The organism is Brevundimonas sp. FG8 (assembly GCF_057808845.1).
Window position 1 is genome coordinate 370,334 of record NZ_JBMDIU010000002.1, and the last position, 19,672, is coordinate 390,005.

At 69.1% G+C, this 19,672-nt stretch carries 21 protein-coding genes; 16 read left to right on the plus strand and 5 right to left on the minus strand.

The features are described 5' to 3' along the window. Positions 1-20: 20 nt before the first annotated feature. Together ACODRV_RS05410 and ACODRV_RS05415 are read right to left on the minus strand one after the other, a co-directional pair. Positions 21-641, minus strand: coding sequence for a response regulator transcription factor (locus ACODRV_RS05410; RefSeq protein ID WP_141625389.1), 621 nt, complete (start codon positions 639-641; stop codon positions 21-23). Further along, entirely contained in the window at positions 638-2,179 is a 1,542-nt protein-coding gene (locus ACODRV_RS05415) for a sensor histidine kinase (protein ID WP_488907680.1), read from the minus strand. Before ACODRV_RS05415 ends, ACODRV_RS05410 begins: the two co-directional genes overlap by 4 nt. Before the next feature lie 308 nt (positions 2,180-2,487). Here ACODRV_RS05415 and ACODRV_RS05420 point away from each other — a divergent pair, with 308 nt between their 5' ends. Genes ACODRV_RS05420 through ACODRV_RS05480 form a run of 13 tightly spaced genes read left to right on the plus strand, consistent with a single transcriptional unit; the run spans position 2,488 to position 12,780 of the window. Next, positions 2,488-3,198: a TorF family putative porin gene (locus ACODRV_RS05420; protein ID WP_488907681.1), complete on the plus strand. Its 711-nt coding sequence runs from the start codon at positions 2,488-2,490 to the stop codon at positions 3,196-3,198. 28 nt (positions 3,199-3,226) lie between these two features. Beyond that, positions 3,227-5,164 carry a methyl-accepting chemotaxis protein gene (locus tag ACODRV_RS05425; protein ID WP_488907682.1) on the plus strand — a complete coding sequence of 646 codons (1,938 nt, stop codon included), beginning with the start codon at positions 3,227-3,229 and terminating at the stop codon, positions 5,162-5,164. Next, positions 5,164-5,448, plus strand: a complete 285-nt coding sequence (locus tag ACODRV_RS05430; protein ID WP_488907683.1) for an STAS domain-containing protein — start codon at positions 5,164-5,166, stop codon at positions 5,446-5,448. Before ACODRV_RS05425 ends, ACODRV_RS05430 begins: the two co-directional genes overlap by 1 nt. Further along, the gene (locus ACODRV_RS05435; RefSeq protein ID WP_141625392.1) at positions 5,445-5,810 is read left to right on the plus strand and encodes a response regulator; all 366 of its coding nucleotides are present in this window, start codon (positions 5,445-5,447) and stop codon (positions 5,808-5,810) included. The genes ACODRV_RS05430 and ACODRV_RS05435 overlap by 4 nt, the downstream gene beginning before the upstream one ends. A gap of 13 nt (positions 5,811-5,823) precedes the next feature. Continuing rightward, a complete protein-coding gene (locus ACODRV_RS05440; RefSeq protein WP_488907684.1) occupies positions 5,824-8,070 on the plus strand; it encodes a chemotaxis protein CheA in 2,247 nt (748 codons plus the stop codon). A 3-nt stretch (positions 8,071-8,073) separates the two neighbouring features. After that, entirely contained in the window at positions 8,074-8,535 is a 462-nt protein-coding gene (locus tag ACODRV_RS05445; protein ID WP_141625394.1) for a chemotaxis protein CheW, read from the plus strand. Further along, positions 8,532-9,395, plus strand: coding sequence for a CheR family methyltransferase (locus ACODRV_RS05450; RefSeq protein WP_141625395.1), 864 nt, complete (start codon positions 8,532-8,534; stop codon positions 9,393-9,395). Before ACODRV_RS05445 ends, ACODRV_RS05450 begins: the two co-directional genes overlap by 4 nt. Next, on the plus strand, positions 9,392-10,444 hold the full coding sequence (locus ACODRV_RS05455; RefSeq protein WP_141625396.1) for a protein-glutamate methylesterase/protein-glutamine glutaminase: 1,053 nt from the start codon (positions 9,392-9,394) through the stop codon (positions 10,442-10,444). Before ACODRV_RS05450 ends, ACODRV_RS05455 begins: the two co-directional genes overlap by 4 nt. 10 nt (positions 10,445-10,454) lie before the next feature. Then, positions 10,455-10,844 (plus strand): response regulator, encoded by a 390-nt coding sequence (locus ACODRV_RS05460; RefSeq protein ID WP_141625397.1) that lies wholly within the window; start codon positions 10,455-10,457, stop codon positions 10,842-10,844. Then, positions 10,841-11,395, plus strand: coding sequence for a chemotaxis protein CheD (locus tag ACODRV_RS05465; RefSeq protein ID WP_141625398.1), 555 nt, complete (start codon positions 10,841-10,843; stop codon positions 11,393-11,395). The genes ACODRV_RS05460 and ACODRV_RS05465 overlap by 4 nt, the downstream gene beginning before the upstream one ends. Then, on the plus strand, positions 11,395-11,727 hold the full coding sequence (locus ACODRV_RS05470) for a DUF8776 family protein (RefSeq protein ID WP_488907685.1): 333 nt from the start codon (positions 11,395-11,397) through the stop codon (positions 11,725-11,727). The genes ACODRV_RS05465 and ACODRV_RS05470 overlap by 1 nt, the downstream gene beginning before the upstream one ends. A 4-nt stretch (positions 11,728-11,731) precedes the next feature. Beyond that, positions 11,732-12,328, plus strand: a complete 597-nt coding sequence (locus ACODRV_RS05475) for a response regulator (protein ID WP_141625400.1) — start codon at positions 11,732-11,734, stop codon at positions 12,326-12,328. Beyond that, entirely contained in the window at positions 12,325-12,780 is a 456-nt protein-coding gene (locus ACODRV_RS05480; RefSeq protein ID WP_141625401.1) for a chemotaxis protein CheE, read from the plus strand. The genes ACODRV_RS05475 and ACODRV_RS05480 overlap by 4 nt, the downstream gene beginning before the upstream one ends. Here the strand turns inward: ACODRV_RS05480 and ACODRV_RS05485 are convergent. The 3 genes from ACODRV_RS05485 to ACODRV_RS05495 form a co-directional block, all read right to left on the minus strand. Beyond that, positions 12,777-14,510 (minus strand): class I adenylate-forming enzyme family protein, encoded by a 1,734-nt coding sequence (locus ACODRV_RS05485; RefSeq protein ID WP_488907686.1) that lies wholly within the window; start codon positions 14,508-14,510, stop codon positions 12,777-12,779. The two genes, ACODRV_RS05480 and ACODRV_RS05485, sit on opposite strands and share 4 nt — an antisense overlap. 465 nt (positions 14,511-14,975) lie before the next feature. Next, positions 14,976-15,590, minus strand: a complete 615-nt coding sequence (locus ACODRV_RS05490) for a hypothetical protein (RefSeq protein WP_488907687.1) — start codon at positions 15,588-15,590, stop codon at positions 14,976-14,978. Positions 15,591-15,693: 103 nt separating this feature from the next. Next, the gene (locus ACODRV_RS05495; protein ID WP_141625404.1) at positions 15,694-17,004 is read right to left on the minus strand and encodes a S8 family serine peptidase; all 1,311 of its coding nucleotides are present in this window, start codon (positions 17,002-17,004) and stop codon (positions 15,694-15,696) included. A gap of 106 nt (positions 17,005-17,110) precedes the next feature. Here ACODRV_RS05495 and ACODRV_RS05500 point away from each other — a divergent pair, with 106 nt between their 5' ends. The 3 genes from ACODRV_RS05500 to ACODRV_RS05510 all read left to right on the plus strand — a co-directional run bounded on the left by ACODRV_RS05500 (position 17,111) and on the right by ACODRV_RS05510 (position 19,313). Further along, complete coding sequence (locus ACODRV_RS05500) at positions 17,111-17,614, plus strand: RNA polymerase sigma factor (RefSeq protein WP_205750807.1); 504 nt, start codon at positions 17,111-17,113, stop codon at positions 17,612-17,614. Next, the gene (locus ACODRV_RS05505) at positions 17,611-18,333 is read left to right on the plus strand and encodes a hypothetical protein (protein WP_488907688.1); all 723 of its coding nucleotides are present in this window, start codon (positions 17,611-17,613) and stop codon (positions 18,331-18,333) included. Before ACODRV_RS05500 ends, ACODRV_RS05505 begins: the two co-directional genes overlap by 4 nt. Before the next feature lie 179 nt (positions 18,334-18,512). After that, positions 18,513-19,313, plus strand: a complete 801-nt coding sequence (locus tag ACODRV_RS05510; RefSeq protein WP_141625407.1) for a hypothetical protein — start codon at positions 18,513-18,515, stop codon at positions 19,311-19,313. The last annotated feature ends 359 nt before the right edge of the window (positions 19,314-19,672 follow it).

Consider the following 19,672-nt stretch of genomic DNA (forward strand, 5'->3'; position numbering starts at 1 on the left):
AAGGCCGCGTTCGCCGCGCGTCAGGCTTGCGGGGCGACCGACAGGCCCATGCGGACCAGCGCCGACAGGCTGTCCGCCTGCATCTTGTCCATCACCTTGGAGCGGAAAATCTCGACCGTCCGGGGACTGATCGACAGCAGCAGGGCGATCTCCTTGTTCGACTTGCCCTCGATCAGGGCGTCGAACACCTGACGTTCGCGCGGGGTCAGCAGGCCCAGTTTGCGGTCCGTCTCCAGCCGTTGCTCCTGCCGGGCCGACAGGTCGTCCAGCTGTTCCAGCGCGCCCTTGACGGTTTCCAGCATCCGCACCGGATCGAATGGCTTTTCGATGAAGTCGATGACGCCGGCCTTCATCAGCTGCACCGCCATCGGCACGTCCGCGTGGCCGGTGAAGACGATGACCGGCCAGGTGCGGTCGTTCAGTTCGTTCAGGCGGTGCACCACCTCGGTGCCGTCCATCCCGGGCATGCGGATGTCGGTGACGACGCAGGCGGAGCGGTCCTCCGGCAGGTTGGCGAAGAAGTCGGCGCCGCTGGCGAAGCCGCGCGCCCGGACCCCTTCGCTCCGCAGCAGGTACAGCAACGAGTCCCGCACCGCCGCGTCGTCGTCGATCACGAAGACCGAATGCCTGATGTCGTTCATCCTTCGTCAGCTCCGCGCGGCAGGTCGATAGTGAAGGCGGCCCCGCCCATGTCGCTGCGTCCGACGGTCAGGGCGCCGCCGTGGCTCTCGACGATCTTGCGCGTCACCGACAGCCCCAGACCCATGCCGGAGGACTTGGTGGTCGTCATCGGACGGAAGATGCTTTCGATGTCATCGCCGGCAATGCCCGGACCGTTGTCTTCTACCGTCACCCGATATCCCTCTTCGCCCAAGGACACGCCACGGATCACCACAACGGGTTGCGCCTGCCCCGCGGCCGCCTCTGCGGCGTTACGGACCAGGTTGATCAGGGCTTGTTGAAACTGGATACGCTCGGCCCGCACGGTATCGTCGTTGTTAGCGATAACAGTGCGAATCTCGACCGCCCTGTCGCGACTAATAAGGGCGAAAGATGGGCCCAGGTCCTCGATCATGGAGGAAATCTGCTCGTCGCCCAGTCCGCGTGTCCCGGTGGCCAGCATATCGCGCATGCGACGGATAATCGTCCCGGCCCGGAGAATTTGCCCCTTCGCCAGCTCCAGCGTCCGCGCCGCGCTCTGGCCGATCAGTCCGGCGCGCTCGATGTCGCGCTGGCTGGCCTGCATATAGGTAGTCGCCGCGCTCAGCGGCTGGTTCAGCTCGTGAGCCAGGGTCGCCGCCATCTCGCCCAATGAGTTCAGCCGCCAGACGTGGTTCAGCTGGATGTCCAGCTCGCGCGCCCGCTCGGTGGCCGTCTCGGCCTCCGTCAGATCGGTGATGCAGACCGCCGCATAGTCCTCTTCCGACGCCTCGGGCATCACGCCCATCTGCAGGCTCAGGATCAGCGGTCTGCCGTCCGGACGGCGGCCGATCCAGTGCCCGGTCGGAGCCTCCAGCGGACCGTTCGAGGCCTTGTCGCCCTGTCGGGACAGATCGAAGCCGTGCACCAGATCGCCGAAGGGCCGACCCGCCGTGGTGGCGCTGTCAACATCGAACAGGCTCGCCGCCGCCGGGGTCAGCCGGCGGATGCGCCCGCCGCGATCCAGAATGACGACCGGCACCGTGGCCAGGACGGTGTCCAGCACCGCATTGCGTCCGGCCAGGGTCCGGGTCAGCTCGATGGACCGGCGATGCATGCGTCGCTGCGCCCAGCAGATTTCCGCCACCAACCAGCTGACCGCCACGAACAGGCCGGCGTTGATGACCGTGTCCGCGATGCCCGCGCGCGGGACCAGCAGGATGTTCCCGGCGATGGACAGGGCGATGGCCAGCGCCGTCGGCGCCCGTCGCGCCAGCATGGCCGTGAGCACCACCGCCGGCACCGCCGGCAGGTAGAAGAAGTCACCGAAAAACTCGAGCGCGCCGCGCAGCGCGAAACAGGCGGCCACCGAAAGAACGGCCAGCAGGTAGGCCCGCCACCCACGGTAGGTCCGGGTGGTCGCCATGGAGAACAGAACCTCCGATGCCGAGCGCGTGCCTGTCACCCTTTTCAGATCGATTCCGGTGACCGGATCGACCCCTCCCTCCACCGAAGCCTTCGCTTCGTTCGAGTCAGGCATACCAACTATCTTTGTAAGGGAAAATACGTATGTGTCCCGCGCGACAATATTGCATGTGGAAGCCGGATCGTCGGACGATTCGCGCCGCGGGAAAGTAAACTCGTCCGTGGGGGGATTTCGTCGCCCTGGGGCGCGATCCTCTTACGGGTTGATCGGAGGAGCCGAAAGCCGCCGCCGGGCCGGGGCGCCGGCCTCCGGCCAGCGACAAATGTGCAACAGTTCGTGCCTTACGAGTTTGTACGTACCGTCAAGTTTACGAAGAATATTAGCGTTACCCCGACTATCCCCCTCAACAACCAGGGGTAAGAATGTCCTCCATCGCTTTCAAGAATGTGCGCCGGATTGGCGCGATTGTTTCGTCCGCCGCCGCGATCGTCTGTCTCGCCATCGCCGGTCCGGCCATGGCGGATCCCGAGTTCGACTTCCAGGTCGGCGTCGCCAGTGAGTACCTCGGCAAGGGTGTCGCCAAGAGCAACGGCGAAGTGGCCTGGTCCGGCCAGATCGAAGTCACCCAGGGTGACTTCCACGCCAGTGTCTTCGCCTCGACCGCTGAACTGTCCCAGGGTTCGGATTCCGAAATCGTCACCACCGTGGGCTGGGCTCCCGAGGCCTTCGGCTTCGAGTTCGACTTCGCGGTCGTGAACCGCGAACTGCCCGGCGCCGCCGCCGGAGTCGATGAAAACTATTGGGAATATCAGGCCGACGTCTCGCGCAGCATCGGTCCGGTCAGCGCCCGCGTCCGCGTCAACTATACGGACGATGGCTTCGCGTCGACCCGGGAAGCCTGGTGGGTCGAGGCCCAGGGCGCCTACAAGATTTCGTCCAGCACGAAGGCTTCGGTGGCCGTCGGCAATCGCCGCGCTCACGGCGGCGCCGACTACGTCGCCTGGAACGTCGGCGTGAAGCACAAGCTGACCGACGCCATCGCCGTGGATGTCCGCTGGTACGACACCGACAAGCACGACCTGGGTGAGAACTACGACGGCCGTCTGGTCGGCGCCCTCACCTTCGCCTTCTGATTTTCGTTCGAACGCTCGAGGCTTAACAGTGAACTTCCTGAACAACCTGCCCGTCGGCCGGAAACTCTTCCTGGCTTTCGCCTGCGTTCTGACGGCGATCGCCGCCATGGGCGTGGTCGTCTTCATGCAGATGCTCGCCCTGAACCAGGCGGGCGAGCAGCGCACGGTCGCCAACCAGATGGTCCGCGCCACGGCTGCGGCCGAATTCTATCTGGCGCGTCAGGAGAACGCCTTCCGCGGCTTCCTGCTGTCGGGTGACGAGTACTACATCGAGCGCGCCAACGGGCACCGCGCGAAGTTCAGGGAAGCCGTCCAGGAGATGGCGGACACCGGCGGCCCGGCCGTTCAGGAAGAAGCGACCACCCTGCTGAGTTCGGCGGACGCCTGGTTCGAGCACGTCGTCGTGCGCGGCGCCGCCCTGGCCCGCAATCCCGAGACCCAGTCCCGCGCCATCGCCATGGTGGGCCGCAGCGGCTCCGCCGACCAGATCATCGAGCCGGTCGAAGGCGCCCTGGAGACCATCAAGCAGAGCAACATGGCCGAACTGGAACGCGTCCGCGTGCTCCAGGCCAATGCCGCGACCAGCGCGAAATGGGCGCTGGGCCTGGGCATCGCCGCCGCCATCCTGTTGTCGCTCGGCGCCGGCCTGACCCTGACGCGCGGCATCGGTGGTCCGGTGCTGAAGATGGTCGAGCACATGAAGCGCCTGATCGGCGGCGACACCTCGCTGCAGGTGCCGGAAGCCGGTCGCAAGGACGAGTTCGGCGCCATGGGCCAGGCGATCCTCGCCTTCCGCGACGCCGCGATCGAAAAGGTCCGGGTCGAGGCCGAAGCCGCCGAAGCTCGTGAGCGGGCCGAGGAGGAGCGTCGCCGCAACCTGACCGCCAGCGAAGCCGCGGCCGAGGAACAGGCTCTGGTCGTGAGCGCCCTCGCCGAAGGTCTGGAGCGTCTCAGCGCCGGTGACCTGACCTACCGCCTGACCCAGACCTTCCCGACCCACTATGTGAAGCTGCAGTCGGACTTCAACGCGGCCATCGGCCAGCTGAAGGACGCCATGTCGGTGGTCGTCTCGAACGTCTCGGCCATCCGCTCGGGCTCGGGCGAGATCAGCCACGCCGCCGACGACCTGTCGCGCCGCACAGAGCAACAGGCCGCATCGCTGGAGGAAACCGCCGCCGCCCTGGACCAGATCACCGCCACGGTGAACAAGACCGCCTCGGGCGCCCGTCAGGCCTCGGACGTGGTGCAGGGCGCGCGTGGCGACGCCGAAACCTCGGGCATTGTCGTCCGTGACGCCGTCGCCGCCATGAGCGCCATCGAGCAGTCGTCCAGCCAGATCAGCCAGATCATCGGGGTGATCGACGAAATCGCCTTCCAGACCAATCTGCTGGCCCTGAACGCCGGCGTCGAGGCCGCTCGCGCCGGTGACGCGGGCCGCGGCTTCGCGGTCGTCGCCTCGGAAGTGCGGGCCCTGGCCCAGCGCTCGGCCGAAGCGGCCAAGGAGATCAAGACCCTGATCTCGGCCTCGGGAACCCAGGTCGCCTCGGGCGTGAGCCTGGTCGGTCAGACCGGCGAAGCCCTGCAGCGTATCGTCAGCCGCGTCGCCGAGATCGACAGCCTCGTTTCGGAAATCGCCGCCTCGGCGCAGGAACAGGCCACCGGCCTCCAGCAGGTGAACACCGCCGTCAACCAGATGGATCAGGTCACCCAGCAGAACGCCGCCATGGTCGAGCAGTCGACCGCCGCCAGCCACTCGCTGTCGCAGGAAGCCGAGAGCCTCGCCTCATCGGTCGCCCGCTTCCGCATCGGCGACGGCAGTGTTCAGGCGACCCGCGCCACGCCGCGCGCCTCCGCTCCGGCTCCTCGTCCGGCCGCCCATGCCCCGGTTCCGCAAATGCGCGCCACCGGCCGCGGCGGCGCCGCCCTGAAAACGCAGGCCGTCGAGGACGGCTGGGAGGAGTTCTGATGAGCGCTTCGGTCGTCCTTCCCTCCGTGCTGGACATCCGCGCCGCGGGTCCGTTGCAGGCCGAAATCCTCGGCCTGCGCGGGCAGCCCCTGACCTTGGACGTCTCGTCCGTCGAGCGTCTTGGCGGCCTGTGCCTCCAGGTTCTGCTGTCGGCGCGCGCCACCTGGGCCGCTGACGGTCAGCCGCTGACCGTGACGACCGGCGACGACGCCAACTTCTCCGACCAATGGGCCGCCTTCGGCGCGGCCCCCTTCGACACCAGCCCCGTGGGAGCCGCCGCGTGACCAAGACTGTTCTGACCGTCGACGATTCCCGCACCATGCGCGACATGCTGCTGCTGGCCTTGCAGGACGCCGGCTACAACGTCATCCAGGCCGTGGACGGCGTGCATGGCCTTGAGGTGCTGGCCGCCAACGGCGCCGACATCATCATCACCGACATCAACATGCCCCGGATGGACGGCTTCGGCGTCATCGAGGGCGTGCGCGCCGACCCGAACCACCGCCACACGCCGGTGCTGGTCCTGACGACCGAGAGCGACGCCGAGAAAAAGGCCCGCGCCCGCGCCGCCGGAGCCACCGGCTGGATTGTCAAACCCTTCGACCCGGTCAAGCTGGTGGACGCCGTCCGCCGCGTGGCCGCCTGACCCAGAGGCTTCCGTGGACGCATTCGAAGCGATCAAGGCGACCTTCTTCCAGGAATGCGACGAACTGCTCGCCGACCTGGAAGCCAAGCTGCTGGTGCTTGAGTCGGGCCAGACCGACAGCGAGACGATCAACGCCGTCTTCCGGGCCGTTCACTCGGTGAAGGGCGGCGCCGGCGCCTTCGGTCTGGACGCGCTGGTCCGCTTCGCCCACGTCTTCGAAACCCTGCTGGATGAACTGCGCGCGGGCCGCAAGCCCTGCGACGAGGTCACCGTCCGCACCCTGCTGCGCGCCTCGGACGTGCTGGCCGACCACGTCGCCGCCGCCCAGGGGCACGCCCCGGAGGTCGAGGAAGCCCGTTCCGCCGGTCTGGTCGCCGAGATGGAGGTCCTGACCCATGGCGAGGCCTCGGTTCCCGGCGCCGCCGTCGAGGAGGATGATGACTTCGGCTTCACCCCCCTGACCGTCGGCCTGGCCCCGCTGCCCTCGCTGGATCTGCCGCCCCTCGACCTTCCGCCCCTGGCCGCTCCGGCGGCTGACGCGGGCTGGCGCATCGTGTTCCGTCCGCACGGCGCCATGTACGCCAACGCCAATGAGACGGGCCTGCTGCTGCGCGAACTGGGCCGTCTGGGTCCGATCACCGTCTCGCTGGACGACAGTGCGGTCCCTGCACTCGACGCCCTCATCGTCGAGGAAAACCACCTGATCTGGACCATCGAGCTGACGGGTGAGGCGACCGAGGCCGCCGTCCGTGACGTGTTCGATTTCGTCGAGAGCGACTGCGACCTCAGCATCACCGCCCTGGGCGCCGCCGCGACCTCGCCGGACCTGCCCGATTTGCCGTCGTTGACTGCGGCCGCGCCGGCCCCGGCTGATCTGGATATCTCGGCCCTGCTGGCCGCCGCCGCTGCCGCGCCCGTCGAGACCCCTGCTCCGGCTCCGGTCGCCATCGCGCCGGTCATCGAGGCCGCCGCCGCACCGGTCGCGCCTCCGGCTCCCGCCGTCGCGCCCACGCCCCCCGCCGCGAACGCACCCGCAGCGCCCTCGGCCCCCGCCGCTCCGGCCACCATCCGGGTCGATCTCGACCGCGTCGATCGCCTGATCAACGCCGTCGGGGAGCTGGTCATCCAGCAGGCCATGCTGGCCCAGCGCGTCGCCGAAAGCGGCATGGCCGCCCGGTCGTCGGCGGTCATGATGGGTCTGGAAGATCTCGAACTCCTGACCCGCGAGATTCAGGACAGCGTCATGGCCATCCGGGCCCAGCCCGTGAAGTCGGTCTTCCAGCGCATGCCGCGCCTCGTCCGCGAAGTCGGCGAAATGACCGGCAAGAAGGTCCGTCTGGTCACCGCCGGCGAGGACACCGAGGTCGACAAGACCGTGGTCGAACGTCTGGCCGAACCGATCACCCACATGCTGCGCAACGCCATCGACCACGGGCTGGAAACGCCCGCGGATCGCGAGGCCGCGGGCAAGTCGCCGGAAGGCACGGTCCATCTGGCCGCCCTGCACCGCTCGGGCCGCATCGTCATCGAAATCTCCGACGACGGCCGCGGCATCAACCGCGAACGGGTCAAGGGGATCGCCGTGTCGCGCGGTCTGATCGCCGAAGACGCGGTCCTGACCGACGACGAGATCGACAATCTGATCTTCCTGCCGGGCTTCTCCACCGCCGAGACCATCACCGATGTGTCGGGTCGCGGCGTCGGCATGGATGTGGTCAAGCGCTCCATTCAGGCGCTGGGCGGCCGCATCACCATCAGCTCGGTTCCGGGCAAGGGCTCGACCTTCACCCTCAGCCTGCCGCTGACGCTGGCGGTGCTGGACGGCATGGTCGTCGGCGCCGCCGAACAGACGCTGGTCGCGCCCCTGTCGAACATCGTCGAAAGCCTGACGCCGCGCGCCGATGACGTGCACTACGTCGGCGGCCGTGACGCGGTCATCCGCTTCCGCGAAAACTTCGTGCCGCTGGTCGACGTGGCCCAGGTGATGGGCTTCCGCGACACGCCGGTGACGCCGGGTCAGGGCGTCGCCGTGGTGGTCGAAACCGAATCCGGCGCTCGCGCCGCCCTGATGGTCGACGCCATCCAGGGTCAGCGCCAGGTCGTCATCAAGAGCCTGGAAACCAACTACCAGCAGGTGCCCGGCGTCGCCGCCGCCACCATCCTCGGCGACGGCCGCGTCGCCCTCATCCTCGATGTCGACGCCATCGTCGCCAACGCCCGTCGCCGTGCGGCGGGGCCTGAACTCAAGCTCGCGAGCTGATCCATGACCGAAGTGCAAAACAACGCCGCTGTCCGTGAACTGATCGCCTTCCGTATCGGCGAGCAGGAGTTCTGCGTGGATATCATGTCGGTCCGCGAGATCCGGGGCTGGACCCCCGCGACCCCGCTGCCGCGTTCGCCCGGTTACATGAAGGGCGTGATCAACCTGCGCGGCGCGGTCCTGCCGATCGTCGACCTGGGCGCCCGCTTCGGCCTGCGCACCTCCGAACCGACGGCCCGCCACGTCATCATGGTGGCCCACATCGGCGGCCGCACCGTCGGCCTGCTGGTCGACGCGGTCTCGGACATCATCCAGCTGACCGAAGGCACGGTCCAGCCGACCCCGGACGTCGCCAGCGATGACGTTCGCACCTTCGTGAAGGGCATCTTCGCGCTGGACGGCCGCATGATCAGCCTGATCGAACTCGACATGATCCTGCCGGAAGCGGAAGCCGAAGCCGCATGACCTCCGCCGCCGGGGCGCCGTCGATGGTGGAGGGCGAGTTCGTCCTCACGCCGGAAGACTTCCGCCATATCGCCCACACCCTGCATTCCTACGCCGGCATCGCGCTGGGCGAGGGCAAGGCCGCGCTGGTCTACTCGCGTCTGGCCAAGCGCCTGCGCGTGCTTGGCCTGCGGAATTTCCGCGAGTACTGCGAGCTGATCGACGGCGTCGAGGGCGTCGATGAGCGGCAGCTGATGACGGCGGCCCTGACCACCAACGTCACCCGCTTCTACCGCGAGCCGCACCACTTCGATCACCTGCGCGACCGGATCATGCCCAAGCTGGCCGAGCGCGCCCGCGCCGGCGGCCGGGTCCGCCTGTGGTCTGCCGCCTGTTCGAACGGGCAGGAGCCCTATTCCATGGCCCTGACCGTGCTCCAGACCCTGCCGGAAGCGGCCGAGCTGGACGTGAGGATTCTGGCCACCGACATCGACCCCAACATGGTCGTGCAAGGCTATGAGGGCGTCTATTCCGAAGAGGCTCTGGAGCCCGCGCCGGCCACCCTGTGGCGCAAATATTTCGACCGCGCCGACCGTGGCCAGTGGGTCGCCGGACGCCAGCTCAAGCAGCTGGTGACCTTCAAGGAGCTGAACCTGATCGGTGACTGGCCGATGAAGGGCAAGTTCGACGTCATCTTCTGCCGCAACGTCGTCATCTATTTCGATGACGCCACCCAGGAGCGTGTCTGGAACCGCTTCCTGCCGCTGATGAACCCGGGCGGCACCCTGTATATCGGCCATTCCGAGCGCGTCTCCGGGACCGCAGCCGCCCGCCTGCAGACCAGCGGCCTGACCACCTACCAGCTGGGAGCCGCCGGATGAGCGCCGCCCCGGTCAGGGTCTTGGTCGTCGACGACAGCCCCACCATGCGCGGCCTGCTGACGGCCGCCCTGCGCCGCGATCCCGAGATCGAGGTCGTCGGCTCGGCCGCCGATCCGCTGGAAGCGCGCGAGGCGATCAAGCGCCTGAACCCCGACGTCATCACCCTGGACGTCGAAATGCCCAACATGAACGGGCTGGAGTTCCTCGAGAAGATCATGCGCCTGCGGCCGATGCCGGTGGTCATGGTCTCGACCCTGACCCAGAAGGGCGCCGAAACGACCGTGGCCGCGCTGGAGGCGGGCGCCGTGGACGCGATCGGCAAGCCCATGGACGGCACCCCCGCCGCCGTCGCCTTCGCCGAACTCAACATCAAGGTAAAGGCCGCCGCCCGCGCCCGGGTCCGCCCGCGCGGCGATGTCCCCGCCATTCATCAGGCCCCGGGCGACTACCGCCCGGACCCGAACCTGATCCTCGCCATCGGCGCCTCCACCGGCGGCGTCGAGGCGCTGCTGACCGTGCTGCAGGGCTTCCCGGCCAACTGCCCGGCGACCGTCATCACCCAGCACATGCCCGCGACCTTCACTAAAAGCTTCGCGGCGCGGCTGGACAAGGTCTGCGCCCCGACGGTCACCGAGGCCGAGGACGGCGCGCCGGTCATGCCCGGTCACATCTACATCGCCCCCGGCGGCGAGGCTCACCTCGAGGTCTCCGGCGCCGCGCCGCGCTGCCGCCTCAGCCGGACCGAGACCGTCAACGGCCACCGTCCGTCCGTGGACGTCCTGTTCAACTCCGTCGCCCGCCTGAACCGCCCCATGACCGGGGTGATCCTGACCGGCATGGGCAAGGACGGCGCCAAGGGCTTGCTGACCATGCGCCAGGGCGGCGCCCACACCCTGGGCCAGGACGAAGCCTCGTCCGTCGTCTACGGCATGCCGCGCGCCGCCCAGGAGATCGGCGCCGTCGAACGCCAGCTCCCGCTTCACCGTCTCAGCTCCGCCATTCTCGACGTCTGCGCCGCGTCCCCCCGCGCCGCCCCGACCGCTGCCTGAAGGAATACGTATGCCCGCCGCCGCCGCCCTCCATGTTCTCGTCGTCGATGATCAGCAGACCATGCGCTCGCTTGTGCGCAACAGTCTGCAGCAGCTCGGCGTGCGCGAGATCCGTGAGGCCGCCGACGGCGAGATCGCCCTGCGCGAGATCGTGACCCGCCCGGCCCATCTGGTGATCTCGGACTTCAATATGCCCAACCTGGACGGCCTGGGCCTGCTGCGCGCCATCCGCGCCCACCCGCCGATCCAGACCACCGCCTTCATCATGCTGACCGGCCGCGCCGACCGCGAACTGGTCCAGCGCGCGGTCCAGTTCGGCGTGAACAACTACCTGGTCAAACCCTTCACCGTCGCCCAGCTGAAAGAGAAGCTGGAAGGCGTCTTCGGACCTCTGACATGAGCCCCGCGCAGTCGTCGGATCGCGGCGAGATTCGCATTCACGTCGGTCAGGGCGAGCACCACATCACCGCTGATCCCGCGGTCATGCTCACCACGGTGCTGGGCAGTTGTGTCGCCGCCTGCCTGACCGATCCGGTCGCGGGCGTCGGCGGCATGAACCACTTCCTGTTGCCGGACGGCGCGGGGGCGGGCACCGACGCGGGCCGCCGCTACGGCGCCTATGCGATGGAGCTGCTGATCAACGACCTGATCAAGGCGGGCGCCCGTCGCGAACGCCTTGAGGCCAAGCTGTTCGGCGGCGGTCGCATGTTCGACAGCCTGCGCGACGTCGGCATGGCCAACGCCGAGTTCGCGGAACGCTTCCTGCGCGATGAAGGCATCCGGGTCGTGGGCGGCAGCCTGCGCGGCGCCGGCGGCCGTCGTCTGCACTACTGGCCGGTCAGCGGTCGCGCCCTGCAAAGGGGCGTCACCGACGCCGCCACCACCCCGCCCGCGCGTCCCGTGCCGGCGCCGCCCCCGGTCGCCGCCGGCGGCGATCTGGAGCTGTTCTGATGCCCGCGGACGCGTCCTCCCTGCTGGCCGCCCTGGCCGCCGAGATCGGCGACGTCCGCTCGGGCGTGGATCGCGTCTCGGGTCTGCTGTCCGATCTCGTCCGCCGTCTGCCCGCCGAACACCGGGCCGAGGCCCTGACCGACGCCCAGGCGCTCGATGTGCTGATCCAGCGCCTCGATGCGGTCTCGGGCGTGCTCAACGGTCTCGCCTCGGGCCAGACCTCCGCCGACGCCGTCTCCACCGTCCTGCTCGCGGACATGGCCGGGCGGCTGAACGGTCACCAGCCCGCCCGCGCGTCCGCGGACGCCGGCGACCTGCATCTGTTCGACTGACGCCATGGCCGCCTCCTCCAACGCCCGCGTCAATCTGGAGCACTCGACCGTGCTCCTGATCGACGACAACCCGAAGGCGCTGGATATGCTCAGCTCGATCTTCCAGGGCTTCGGCGTCAAGCAGCAGATCAAGTGCGAAAGCGCGGTCGATGCGGTGGAGATCCTCAAGCGCCAGCCGGTCGATCTGGTCCTGGTGGATTGCTCGATGCCGGAAATGGACGGCTTTGAGTTCACCCGCTGGCTGCGTCGCGAGATGCCCGCACCGGCCAAATACACCCCGGTGATCATGCTGACCGGTCATGCGGCCCAGTCCAGCATCCAGAAAAGTCGTGACTGCGGCGCCAGCTTCGTGGTCGCCAAGCCCCTGACCCCCGCCGTGCTCCTGCGCCGCATCCTGTGGCTGGGCGGTGATGAGCGCGAGTTCGTCGAGTGCGAAAGCTATGTCGGCCCTGACCGTCGGGTTCGCAATTTCGGCCCGCCGCTGGGCCAGCCGGGGCGTCGCTCGGGCGACCTGTCGACCCACGTCGGCGAACCCGCCGAGGCCAATATGGATCAGTCCGATATCGATATGCTGATGAAGCCGATGCGGGTGTCGCTGTGAGCGAAGTCCGTACCCTGAAAATCCAGAGCCCCCTCGCCAGACAGCTGGCCCGTCCCGGCGGGCGCACCATCGCCGACGCCCAGCGTCTGGCCGAGACCGGCCTGCAAAGCCACAAGGCCGACATCATGGGCGATCTGGGTCGCCTGATCGGTCAGCTGGAGACCCTGTGCGTCGAGGCGACGGCCGAAGGCCGCGACCGGGTCTATGTGCTGGCGTCGGCCCTGGTCGATCTGGCCGGCTTCTTCGACACCGGCCCGCTCTACACCGCCGGCTACAGCCTGTGCGACCTGTCCGAGCGCATGCAGGCGATGGGCGTGTGGAACTGGCCCGCCGTCGAGGTGCATGTGAAGGCCCTGCGCCTGATCCTGACCGGCGGCTGCAAGACCGGCGCGGAATCCGACGTCCTGCTTCAGGGCCTGAAGAGCGTGCTCGGGGCCTTCGCGCCCGCCTAGGCGAACCGCGCCTTCAGCTCGCCCTTCACCACCTTGCCCGCCGCGTTGCGGGGCAGGGGCTCGTTCAGGATATGCACCTCGACCGGGGTCTTGAACGCCGCCAGTCGCGACGCCGTCAGGGCCTTCAGCGTATCGGCGTCCACCGTCTGTTCGGGAGCCAGCGACACCACGGCGACCGGGACCTCGCCCAGCACCGGATGCGGCTTGGCGATCAGCGCCGCCTCGGCCACCGCCGGATGCTCGAACAGGATCGCCTCCACCTCCTGGCAGTAGATGTTCTCCCCGCCCCGGATGATGATGTCCTTGGCCCGGTCCACGATGAAGCAGAAGCCTTCCTCATCGATCCGCGCCAGATCGCCCGTGCGCACCCAGCCGTCGACGAAGGTCTCGGCCGTCGCTTCGGGCTTGTTCCAGTAGCCCTTCACGATGTTCGGCCCATAGGCCAGCAGTTCGCCGACCTCGCCCGTCGGCAGCTCCGCGCCGTCCGGTCCCACCACCTTGATCGCGCTCACCGGCATGGCCGGGCCGCAGCTGTCCGGGCGGTTCACATAGTCCTCGCCGAAGTGATGGGTATGTGTGGCCGAGGTCTCGGTCATGCCCCAGCCCGAGCCGGGCCGCGCCGTGGTCCGATCGTCGATCTGGCGCACCAGATCGGTCGGCGCCGCCGCCCCGCCATAGGTCACGGTCTCCAGCGACGACAGGTCGTACCTGTCCCGGTCCGGGTGTTGCAGCAGCTGGATAGCCACCGTCGGCACCCCGCCGATCAGATTGATCTTCTCCCGCTCGATCAGCATCAGCGCCTCCGCCGCGTCGAACCGGCGCTGGCAAACGAGCGTCTGCCCCGTGACGAGCGCGGGCAGCAGCAGGGCGTTGCAGCCGGTGGTGTGGAAGAATGGGATCGACACCAGCCCGACCTTGGGCGGCGCGGTCGGGTCCATCGCGGGCGGCGTCTCGCCCCGGCGCACGAAGGCCCGCACCAGCGAATACAGCCCGGCCATCACGCCGCAACCGGCGTTCCGGTGGGTGCCCAGCGCGCCCTTGGGGAAGCCGGTCGTGCCGGAGGTGTAGAAGATCGCCGCCGGGTCCTCGGGATCCAGCGGCACGTCCGGCATCTCGCCGGCCGGCAGATCGGGCCAGGCGTCCGGCGAGCCGATGACGGCTTCCAGCGTCCCGACGCGGGGATCGCCCGACGCCTCGCGGCCCCGGCACACCAGCACGTCGGTCAGGTCGGTCAGCTCCGGCAGGTGCGGGGCGATCCGCTCCAGCCGCTCGCCGTCCACGATGGCGACGGTGCTGCCCGAATCCTTCAGACCGTAGGCCAGCTCCTCGCCCGACCACCAGGCGTTCAGCGGCGTGACGATGGCGCCCAGCAGACCGGCGGCGAAGAAGCTGACCGGCCATTCCGGCACATTGCGCATGGCCACCGCGACCCGGTCGCCCTTCTTCACCCCGCGCGCCTTCAGGTCCGCCGCCAGCGCCAGCGTCGCACGCGAGAAGGCCTCGAACGACACCCGCTCGTCGCCATAGACGATGAAGGTCCGCGCCCCCCACTGCCGCCCGGCCATGAAGGTGTGCATCAGGGTCGGCGGGGCGTTCTTCCAGATCTTCGTCGGGCGCCCCTCAATGGTCGTCTCGACCACCTCGAAGATCGAGCCCGGCGCGGTCAGGGCGGCGGTCGCCTGGGCGAGAGTCAGCGCGGGCCACGCGCGGGCGGCGGCTTGGTCGGTCATGGGCGTTTTCCTTGGTCCGCCGCTTTGCGCGGTCTGGTCTGACGCCACAGTGATCCCGTTTTCGCCGGGTGATCAAGGTTCAGTTGGTCGCAGGTCGCCGTCAACCCGCCGGCGCGGGGGCCTTGCGCTCCGGCGCCTCTCCCCGGGGGGGGGTGGAGCGAGGCGCCGGACCGCTTCATACCGCACAGACCTTCTCAGGAGACGCGACGGCCCGCGCGGCATGGCCGCCGACCCGGAGCCCAAAGGTTCGGGTCATCGGCGCGCGCGACCGGAGTGCCGATACTAAAACCGGTCGCCCGCCCTTCATAAGCGAGGCCGTGCCCCGACACAGCCTTCACTTTAGTTATAGACACCGGTGACATTCGACCGTCCGGTGCGGCTCGTCCTGCACAGCGAGCCCGGCGCGCGGCGCCGGGCTCAACTGGCTCATGGCCGGGATCGGGGGCAGGCCCGGCGGTGAGGCGGTTACGCCTGCGGGCGGGTGCGCTCCGCCGAGCCTTCGGCGGAGCCGCCCAGCGAGACCGAGGCGCCCGAACGGCTGGCCGAGGCCGCCGCATCGCCCGAACCGCTGCCCTGGACCTGACGGCGCGGAGTGTTCACTGCGCCGGAACCGGAACCGGAGCCGGCGGCGCGGCCAGAGGCTGAGCTGTTCAGCGCGCCGTTGGCGGCCGCGGTGCCGCTGTTGGCGGTGTTGCCCAGCGCCGTCTGACCGGCGGCCGAGGCGCCTTCGGCGGTCGAACCCGCACGGGTCACGCCCGCGGCGGCTTCACCCTGGGCGCGGGCCGAGGCGCGTTCGGCGCGAGCAGCGGCGGCCGCCGCACGGCGCTCGGCGCGGGCGCGGGCCTGTTCGGCGCGGCTGGTGGTCTCGCCGATCCGGTCACGGGTGAACGAACCGTCCACGCCGCCGGTCAGGTTGCCCGAGCCCATGCCGCCCACCGAACCGCCGGCGCCGCCCACCTGTCCGCCCAATCCGCCGGTCAGTCCGCCGGTCAGGCCGCCCGCGATCTGGGCGTTGGCGGCTCCGGCTCCGGCCAGGGTCATGGCGACGGCGGCGGCGGTGATCATCAGGGTCTTGCGCATCGTATCTCTCCTGCGAAAGGTGCGGGCGATATCGCCCTCGCAGAGTCCAACGACGGGTCGATCCGGATTCATCCCGACCCCTGAAAAAAGTTCTGAAAAAAGTTCAGCGGGCCAACTGGCCCCGGGCTCCGACCGCCGCCGGGGCGGTCCTCAGCGTCCCGGCGACCACGCCCCGCCCGTACACAGGATCGGCGCCCGGCGCGCCTTCGTCGGTCGCCGTGCGGGCCAGCGCTTCCACATCCCCGCCGTTTCGCGCCAGCAGCCCGGCCACCAGCGGCGCCGCGAACGACGCCCCCCTGACCGCCACCCAGCCTCGCCCTCCGGCGGCGGCCATGTCCGCGCCCGGCGCGGCGAAGTCCACCTGCGGCCCGCGTCCGGCCTCGGGCAGCACCCGGTTGCGCGCGTTCACCGCCGTCACGCCGATCACGCCCGGATAGCTGGCCGGAAACAGGGGCGGGGCGGCGGGGCCGTCGTTGCCCACGGCGGCCACCACCGTCATTCCCCTCTGCCGCGCCCGCGCGATCGCTGTCTCGATCAGGCCGTTGCGCGGCCCCACCAGACTGATGTTCACCACCCGCACATTCTGGCCCGACAACCAGCTGAGCGCCTGCGCCACCGCTGTCGCCGATCCTCCGGTGGCGGCCCCGCCATAAACGTCCGCCGCATACAGGCTCGCCCCCGGCGCGGCGCTGTGAAAGCCCTGCCCCCGTCCGACCAGCAGCGAAGCCACCGCCGTTCCGTGGGCCGCCGGCCGCGCCGTCCCGACAAAGCCGCGCGTCTGAATGTTGACGCCCGCCAGCGCCGGATGCCCCGCATCCACGCCTGTGTCGATCAGCCCGACCCGGACCCCGCCGCCCTGAAGCGTGGAGGAAGGCGTGGGCTCCATCACCGGGGCGGCCTCGGCCTCGGCCTCCATATCCCCCGCCGGGACATAGACGTGGTTGAAGGCGAACTCTCCGTCCGGCGCCAGGGCCTTCAGTCGCGCCATCGCCCTGCCCGGTGACATCCGTCGCGGCGGGGCCAGCACCACGGTCGTCAGGTCCAGCTCCTCCAGCCGCTCCTCGCGGATCACGGTGAAACCCTCGGCCAGCGCCGCGCGCCGCGCGTCGGGGCTCAGGGTCACCGCCACGATCTCGCCTCGCACGACGGCCCATCCGTCCGGATCGCTCTCCAGCGCCCCGTCCGACCGTCGCACCAGATCGCGGAACCGCGCCGGGACCTGCAGCGCGCCCTCGATCCCGTCGCGCGCCTGACCGGTCAGGCGATCCACCTCGCCCGGCAGTCGGCCCGGCAGGTCGCGGGCGCCCGGCAGTGAAGGCAACCCGCCGCCTCCGGGCAGGCCGATCTGCGCCGAGGCCGGTCCCGCGACCAGCGCCGCGGCACATCCCAAAAGGATCAGAAAATGAGGCCTCATCGGCGGCTCCAACGTATGAAACGGATGAAAGGCCATTGGCGACGGCCCGACAATGGATGAAACGTCAGGGCCGGGACGTTTCATCCCGCATGAGCGGAGTATCGACTTGGACGCATTCCAGACGGGACTGGTGGAGCTTCTTCCCCGGTTGCGCCGGTTTGCGCGCGCCGTCTGCCGCTCGGACGCCGATGCGCAGGATCTGGTTCAGGCCACGGTCGAGCGCGCGCTGCTCAAGCGCTCCGGCTGGACCCCCGGCACCCGTCTCGACAGCTGGGCCTTCACCATCATGAGACGGATCCACATCGACGACGCCCGTTCGAAGGCGCGCTGGGGCAAGGTCCTGTCGCCCGAGGACGATCTCACCTCCAATGTCGCCGACGCCGCCCAGGCGGGCGAGGCCCTGCGCGCCGACGCGCTCGCGGTCCAGGCCGCCGTCCGCAGCCTGCCCGATGACCAGCGGCTGGCCGTGGCGCTGGTCCTCATCGACGGCCTGTCCTACGCCGAGGCCGCCGGTGTGCTGGGCGTCCCGGCGGGCACATTAACCAGCCGACTGGTGCGTGGACGGCAGACCCTTCTCCAGACCCTTGCCGAACAGGGCGTGACCGCATGACACTCTATGACGACGAAACCCTGATGCGCCGGGTGGACGGCGAACTGACCCCCGATCAGGGCGCGGCCATCGACGCAGCCGCCGCGTCAGATCCGGTCCTCGCCGACCGTCTCGCCGCCCTGCGGAGCCTGCGCGCGCTGACGGAGGGGGCCTTCCCCGCCCGGGTCGACCCCCGCGACGACGCCCTCGCCGCCCTGATCGCCGGGGCTCCAGCCGTCGCCGCGCGCGGTCCGTCATGGGCTGATCGGCTCAAGGCCGCCTTCGCCCCCTCGCTGCTGCCGGTGTGGGGCGCGGCGGCCGCCGCGGCCTTCGTGCTGGGCCTGATGGTCGGCGGCCCGGGAACGGAGCAGGGCTTCGTCGTCGGTCCGCAAGGCCAGATCGCCGATGCCGACCTCACCCGCGTGCTGGACCAGCGTCTGGCGGGGCAGGGCGCCGACGCCGAAGGCCGCGCCGTCGGCCTGACCTTCCGGGACGCCGAAGGCCACTGGTGCCGGACCTTCAGCGCCGGTTCGGATGGCGTCGCGGGCCTCGCCTGCCGCGCCGACAACCGCTGGGCCGTTCAGGCTCTCGCCCCGTTCAGCGCCGCCGGTCCGGACGCCATCCGCACCGCCTCGGCTGACATTCCTCCTGTGATTCTGGCCGCCGTCGACGCCGCGCAGGCCGGAGACGTCCTCGACGCAGCCGCCGAAACCCGCGCGCGCGACGGCGGCTGGCGCTGACGCCGATCCCGCGCGTGCCGCCGGATCACTGACTGTTCCGGAGAAAATGGCGTACCCCGGGAGGAGTCGAACCCCTGACCCCTGCTTTCGGAGGTTCATGGTGCCCTGCGGCCGTGGTTGACGCGCGTCAGCGCCGCGTGACAACTTTCGATTGCGCACACCTTGAGCCGGGGGGCTCCATGAGACATCTGCTTGTCGGTCTGCTGATCGGCGCCCTTCTGGCGTCGTGCGCCAGCGCGTCTTCCGGCGCCGCCCAGTTGGCTGCCGACCCGGAGGCGGCTGCTCGGGCGCACGATCTCGCGCTTCGCACCGTTGAAGCCTCCGAGGCGTCGGCCCGATGGGCTTTCGCCCAGTTCATCGTGGCCGCGCTCGGTGTGATCGGCGTGGTGGTCAGTCTGTTCTGGACCGCTCGCGCAGTGAAACACGCCAGCGATGCCGCAAGCGCCGCGCAGGCGCAGATAGCGACCGCGCGGGAAGAACTCACCGTCGCCCAGCAGGAACTGTCGCTCGCTCAGCAAACCCACGAAGACTTCGTCCTCGCCACTGAACGACAGCTCAGGGCCTATCTGATCGCGGCGATCGGCGAACTGAAGATCTGCAAGGCAGGAGCCCCGGTGCGTTGGCGCATACCCTTGCGAAACAACGGCCAGACGCCTGCGAAGAACGTGCGGTTGCACACCTCGGTGATCTATCACCGCCTCGCTGATGCAATTCCGGACGATGTTGACTACGACCGGACCTTCGAAGGCGCGATCATCGGCGCCGGCGAGGAGCGTAGCTTCAGCTTTGAGACCCCGTTCACGCTGACCTCTGCACAGATGAAGGAATTGAACGCCAAGAAAGCCTGCATCCTGGTGCGATGCATAACGCACTACACCGACGTGTTCAGCGCGGATCGAACGACGACCTTCGCCCAGCACTTCTGGGGCACCGGCGAACGCGGATCGCACACAACCGAGTGCGTCAACGACTTCACCTGAAAATATCGCCGCGCCCGGCGACGAACACCGGCGCCGTCCGAACGGTGTGGAAAGGAAAATGGCGCGCCGCCGTGGAAGATGGAGAGAACTATTCCGCTGCGGTCGGTTGGGCGGCTTAGCTGGACCAAGACCTTCTTGGGAAAGCTATCGTTTTTAAGCTGTCGCGTTCATCTATCACGCCCCGACCGTCATCCTGTGCGCATTTCCATCATGGATGGGCTGGCGCTTACGTGATGCAAACCTGCCGTATGCCGGACGCTTGGCAAGCCCGGTTCAGAGCTGTACTTCCCGCTGCTGTTTCTACCCTGCCGCGAAGGCGAGTGCGCTGTCGAATCTTGTCCGAGCGGCGCTGACGTCAT

What these genes read in the sequence shown, in the direction of transcription:
- ACODRV_RS05410 (WP_141625389.1), bottom strand. Translation starts at nt 641, where the DNA reads ATGAACGACATCAGGCATTCGGTCTTCGTGATCGACGACGACGCGGCG.
- ACODRV_RS05415 (WP_488907680.1), bottom strand. Translation starts at nt 2,179, where the DNA reads ATGCCTGACTCGAACGAAGCGAAGGCTTCGGTGGAGGGAGGGGTCGAT.
- ACODRV_RS05420 (WP_488907681.1), top strand. Translation starts at nt 2,488, where the DNA reads ATGTCCTCCATCGCTTTCAAGAATGTGCGCCGGATTGGCGCGATTGTT.
- ACODRV_RS05430 (WP_488907683.1), top strand. Translation starts at nt 5,164, where the DNA reads ATGAGCGCTTCGGTCGTCCTTCCCTCCGTGCTGGACATCCGCGCCGCG.
- ACODRV_RS05445 (WP_141625394.1), top strand. Translation starts at nt 8,074, where the DNA reads ATGACCGAAGTGCAAAACAACGCCGCTGTCCGTGAACTGATCGCCTTC.
- ACODRV_RS05450 (WP_141625395.1), top strand. Translation starts at nt 8,532, where the DNA reads ATGACCTCCGCCGCCGGGGCGCCGTCGATGGTGGAGGGCGAGTTCGTC.
- ACODRV_RS05455 (WP_141625396.1), top strand. Translation starts at nt 9,392, where the DNA reads ATGAGCGCCGCCCCGGTCAGGGTCTTGGTCGTCGACGACAGCCCCACC.
- ACODRV_RS05460 (WP_141625397.1), top strand. Translation starts at nt 10,455, where the DNA reads ATGCCCGCCGCCGCCGCCCTCCATGTTCTCGTCGTCGATGATCAGCAG.
- ACODRV_RS05465 (WP_141625398.1), top strand. Translation starts at nt 10,841, where the DNA reads ATGAGCCCCGCGCAGTCGTCGGATCGCGGCGAGATTCGCATTCACGTC.
- ACODRV_RS05470 (WP_488907685.1), top strand. Translation starts at nt 11,395, where the DNA reads ATGCCCGCGGACGCGTCCTCCCTGCTGGCCGCCCTGGCCGCCGAGATC.
- ACODRV_RS05475 (WP_141625400.1), top strand. Translation starts at nt 11,732, where the DNA reads ATGGCCGCCTCCTCCAACGCCCGCGTCAATCTGGAGCACTCGACCGTG.
- ACODRV_RS05485 (WP_488907686.1), bottom strand. Translation starts at nt 14,510, where the DNA reads ATGACCGACCAAGCCGCCGCCCGCGCGTGGCCCGCGCTGACTCTCGCC.
- ACODRV_RS05490 (WP_488907687.1), bottom strand. Translation starts at nt 15,590, where the DNA reads ATGCGCAAGACCCTGATGATCACCGCCGCCGCCGTCGCCATGACCCTG.
- ACODRV_RS05495 (WP_141625404.1), bottom strand. Translation starts at nt 17,004, where the DNA reads ATGAGGCCTCATTTTCTGATCCTTTTGGGATGTGCCGCGGCGCTGGTC.
- ACODRV_RS05505 (WP_488907688.1), top strand. Translation starts at nt 17,611, where the DNA reads ATGACACTCTATGACGACGAAACCCTGATGCGCCGGGTGGACGGCGAA.
- ACODRV_RS05510 (WP_141625407.1), top strand. Translation starts at nt 18,513, where the DNA reads ATGAGACATCTGCTTGTCGGTCTGCTGATCGGCGCCCTTCTGGCGTCG.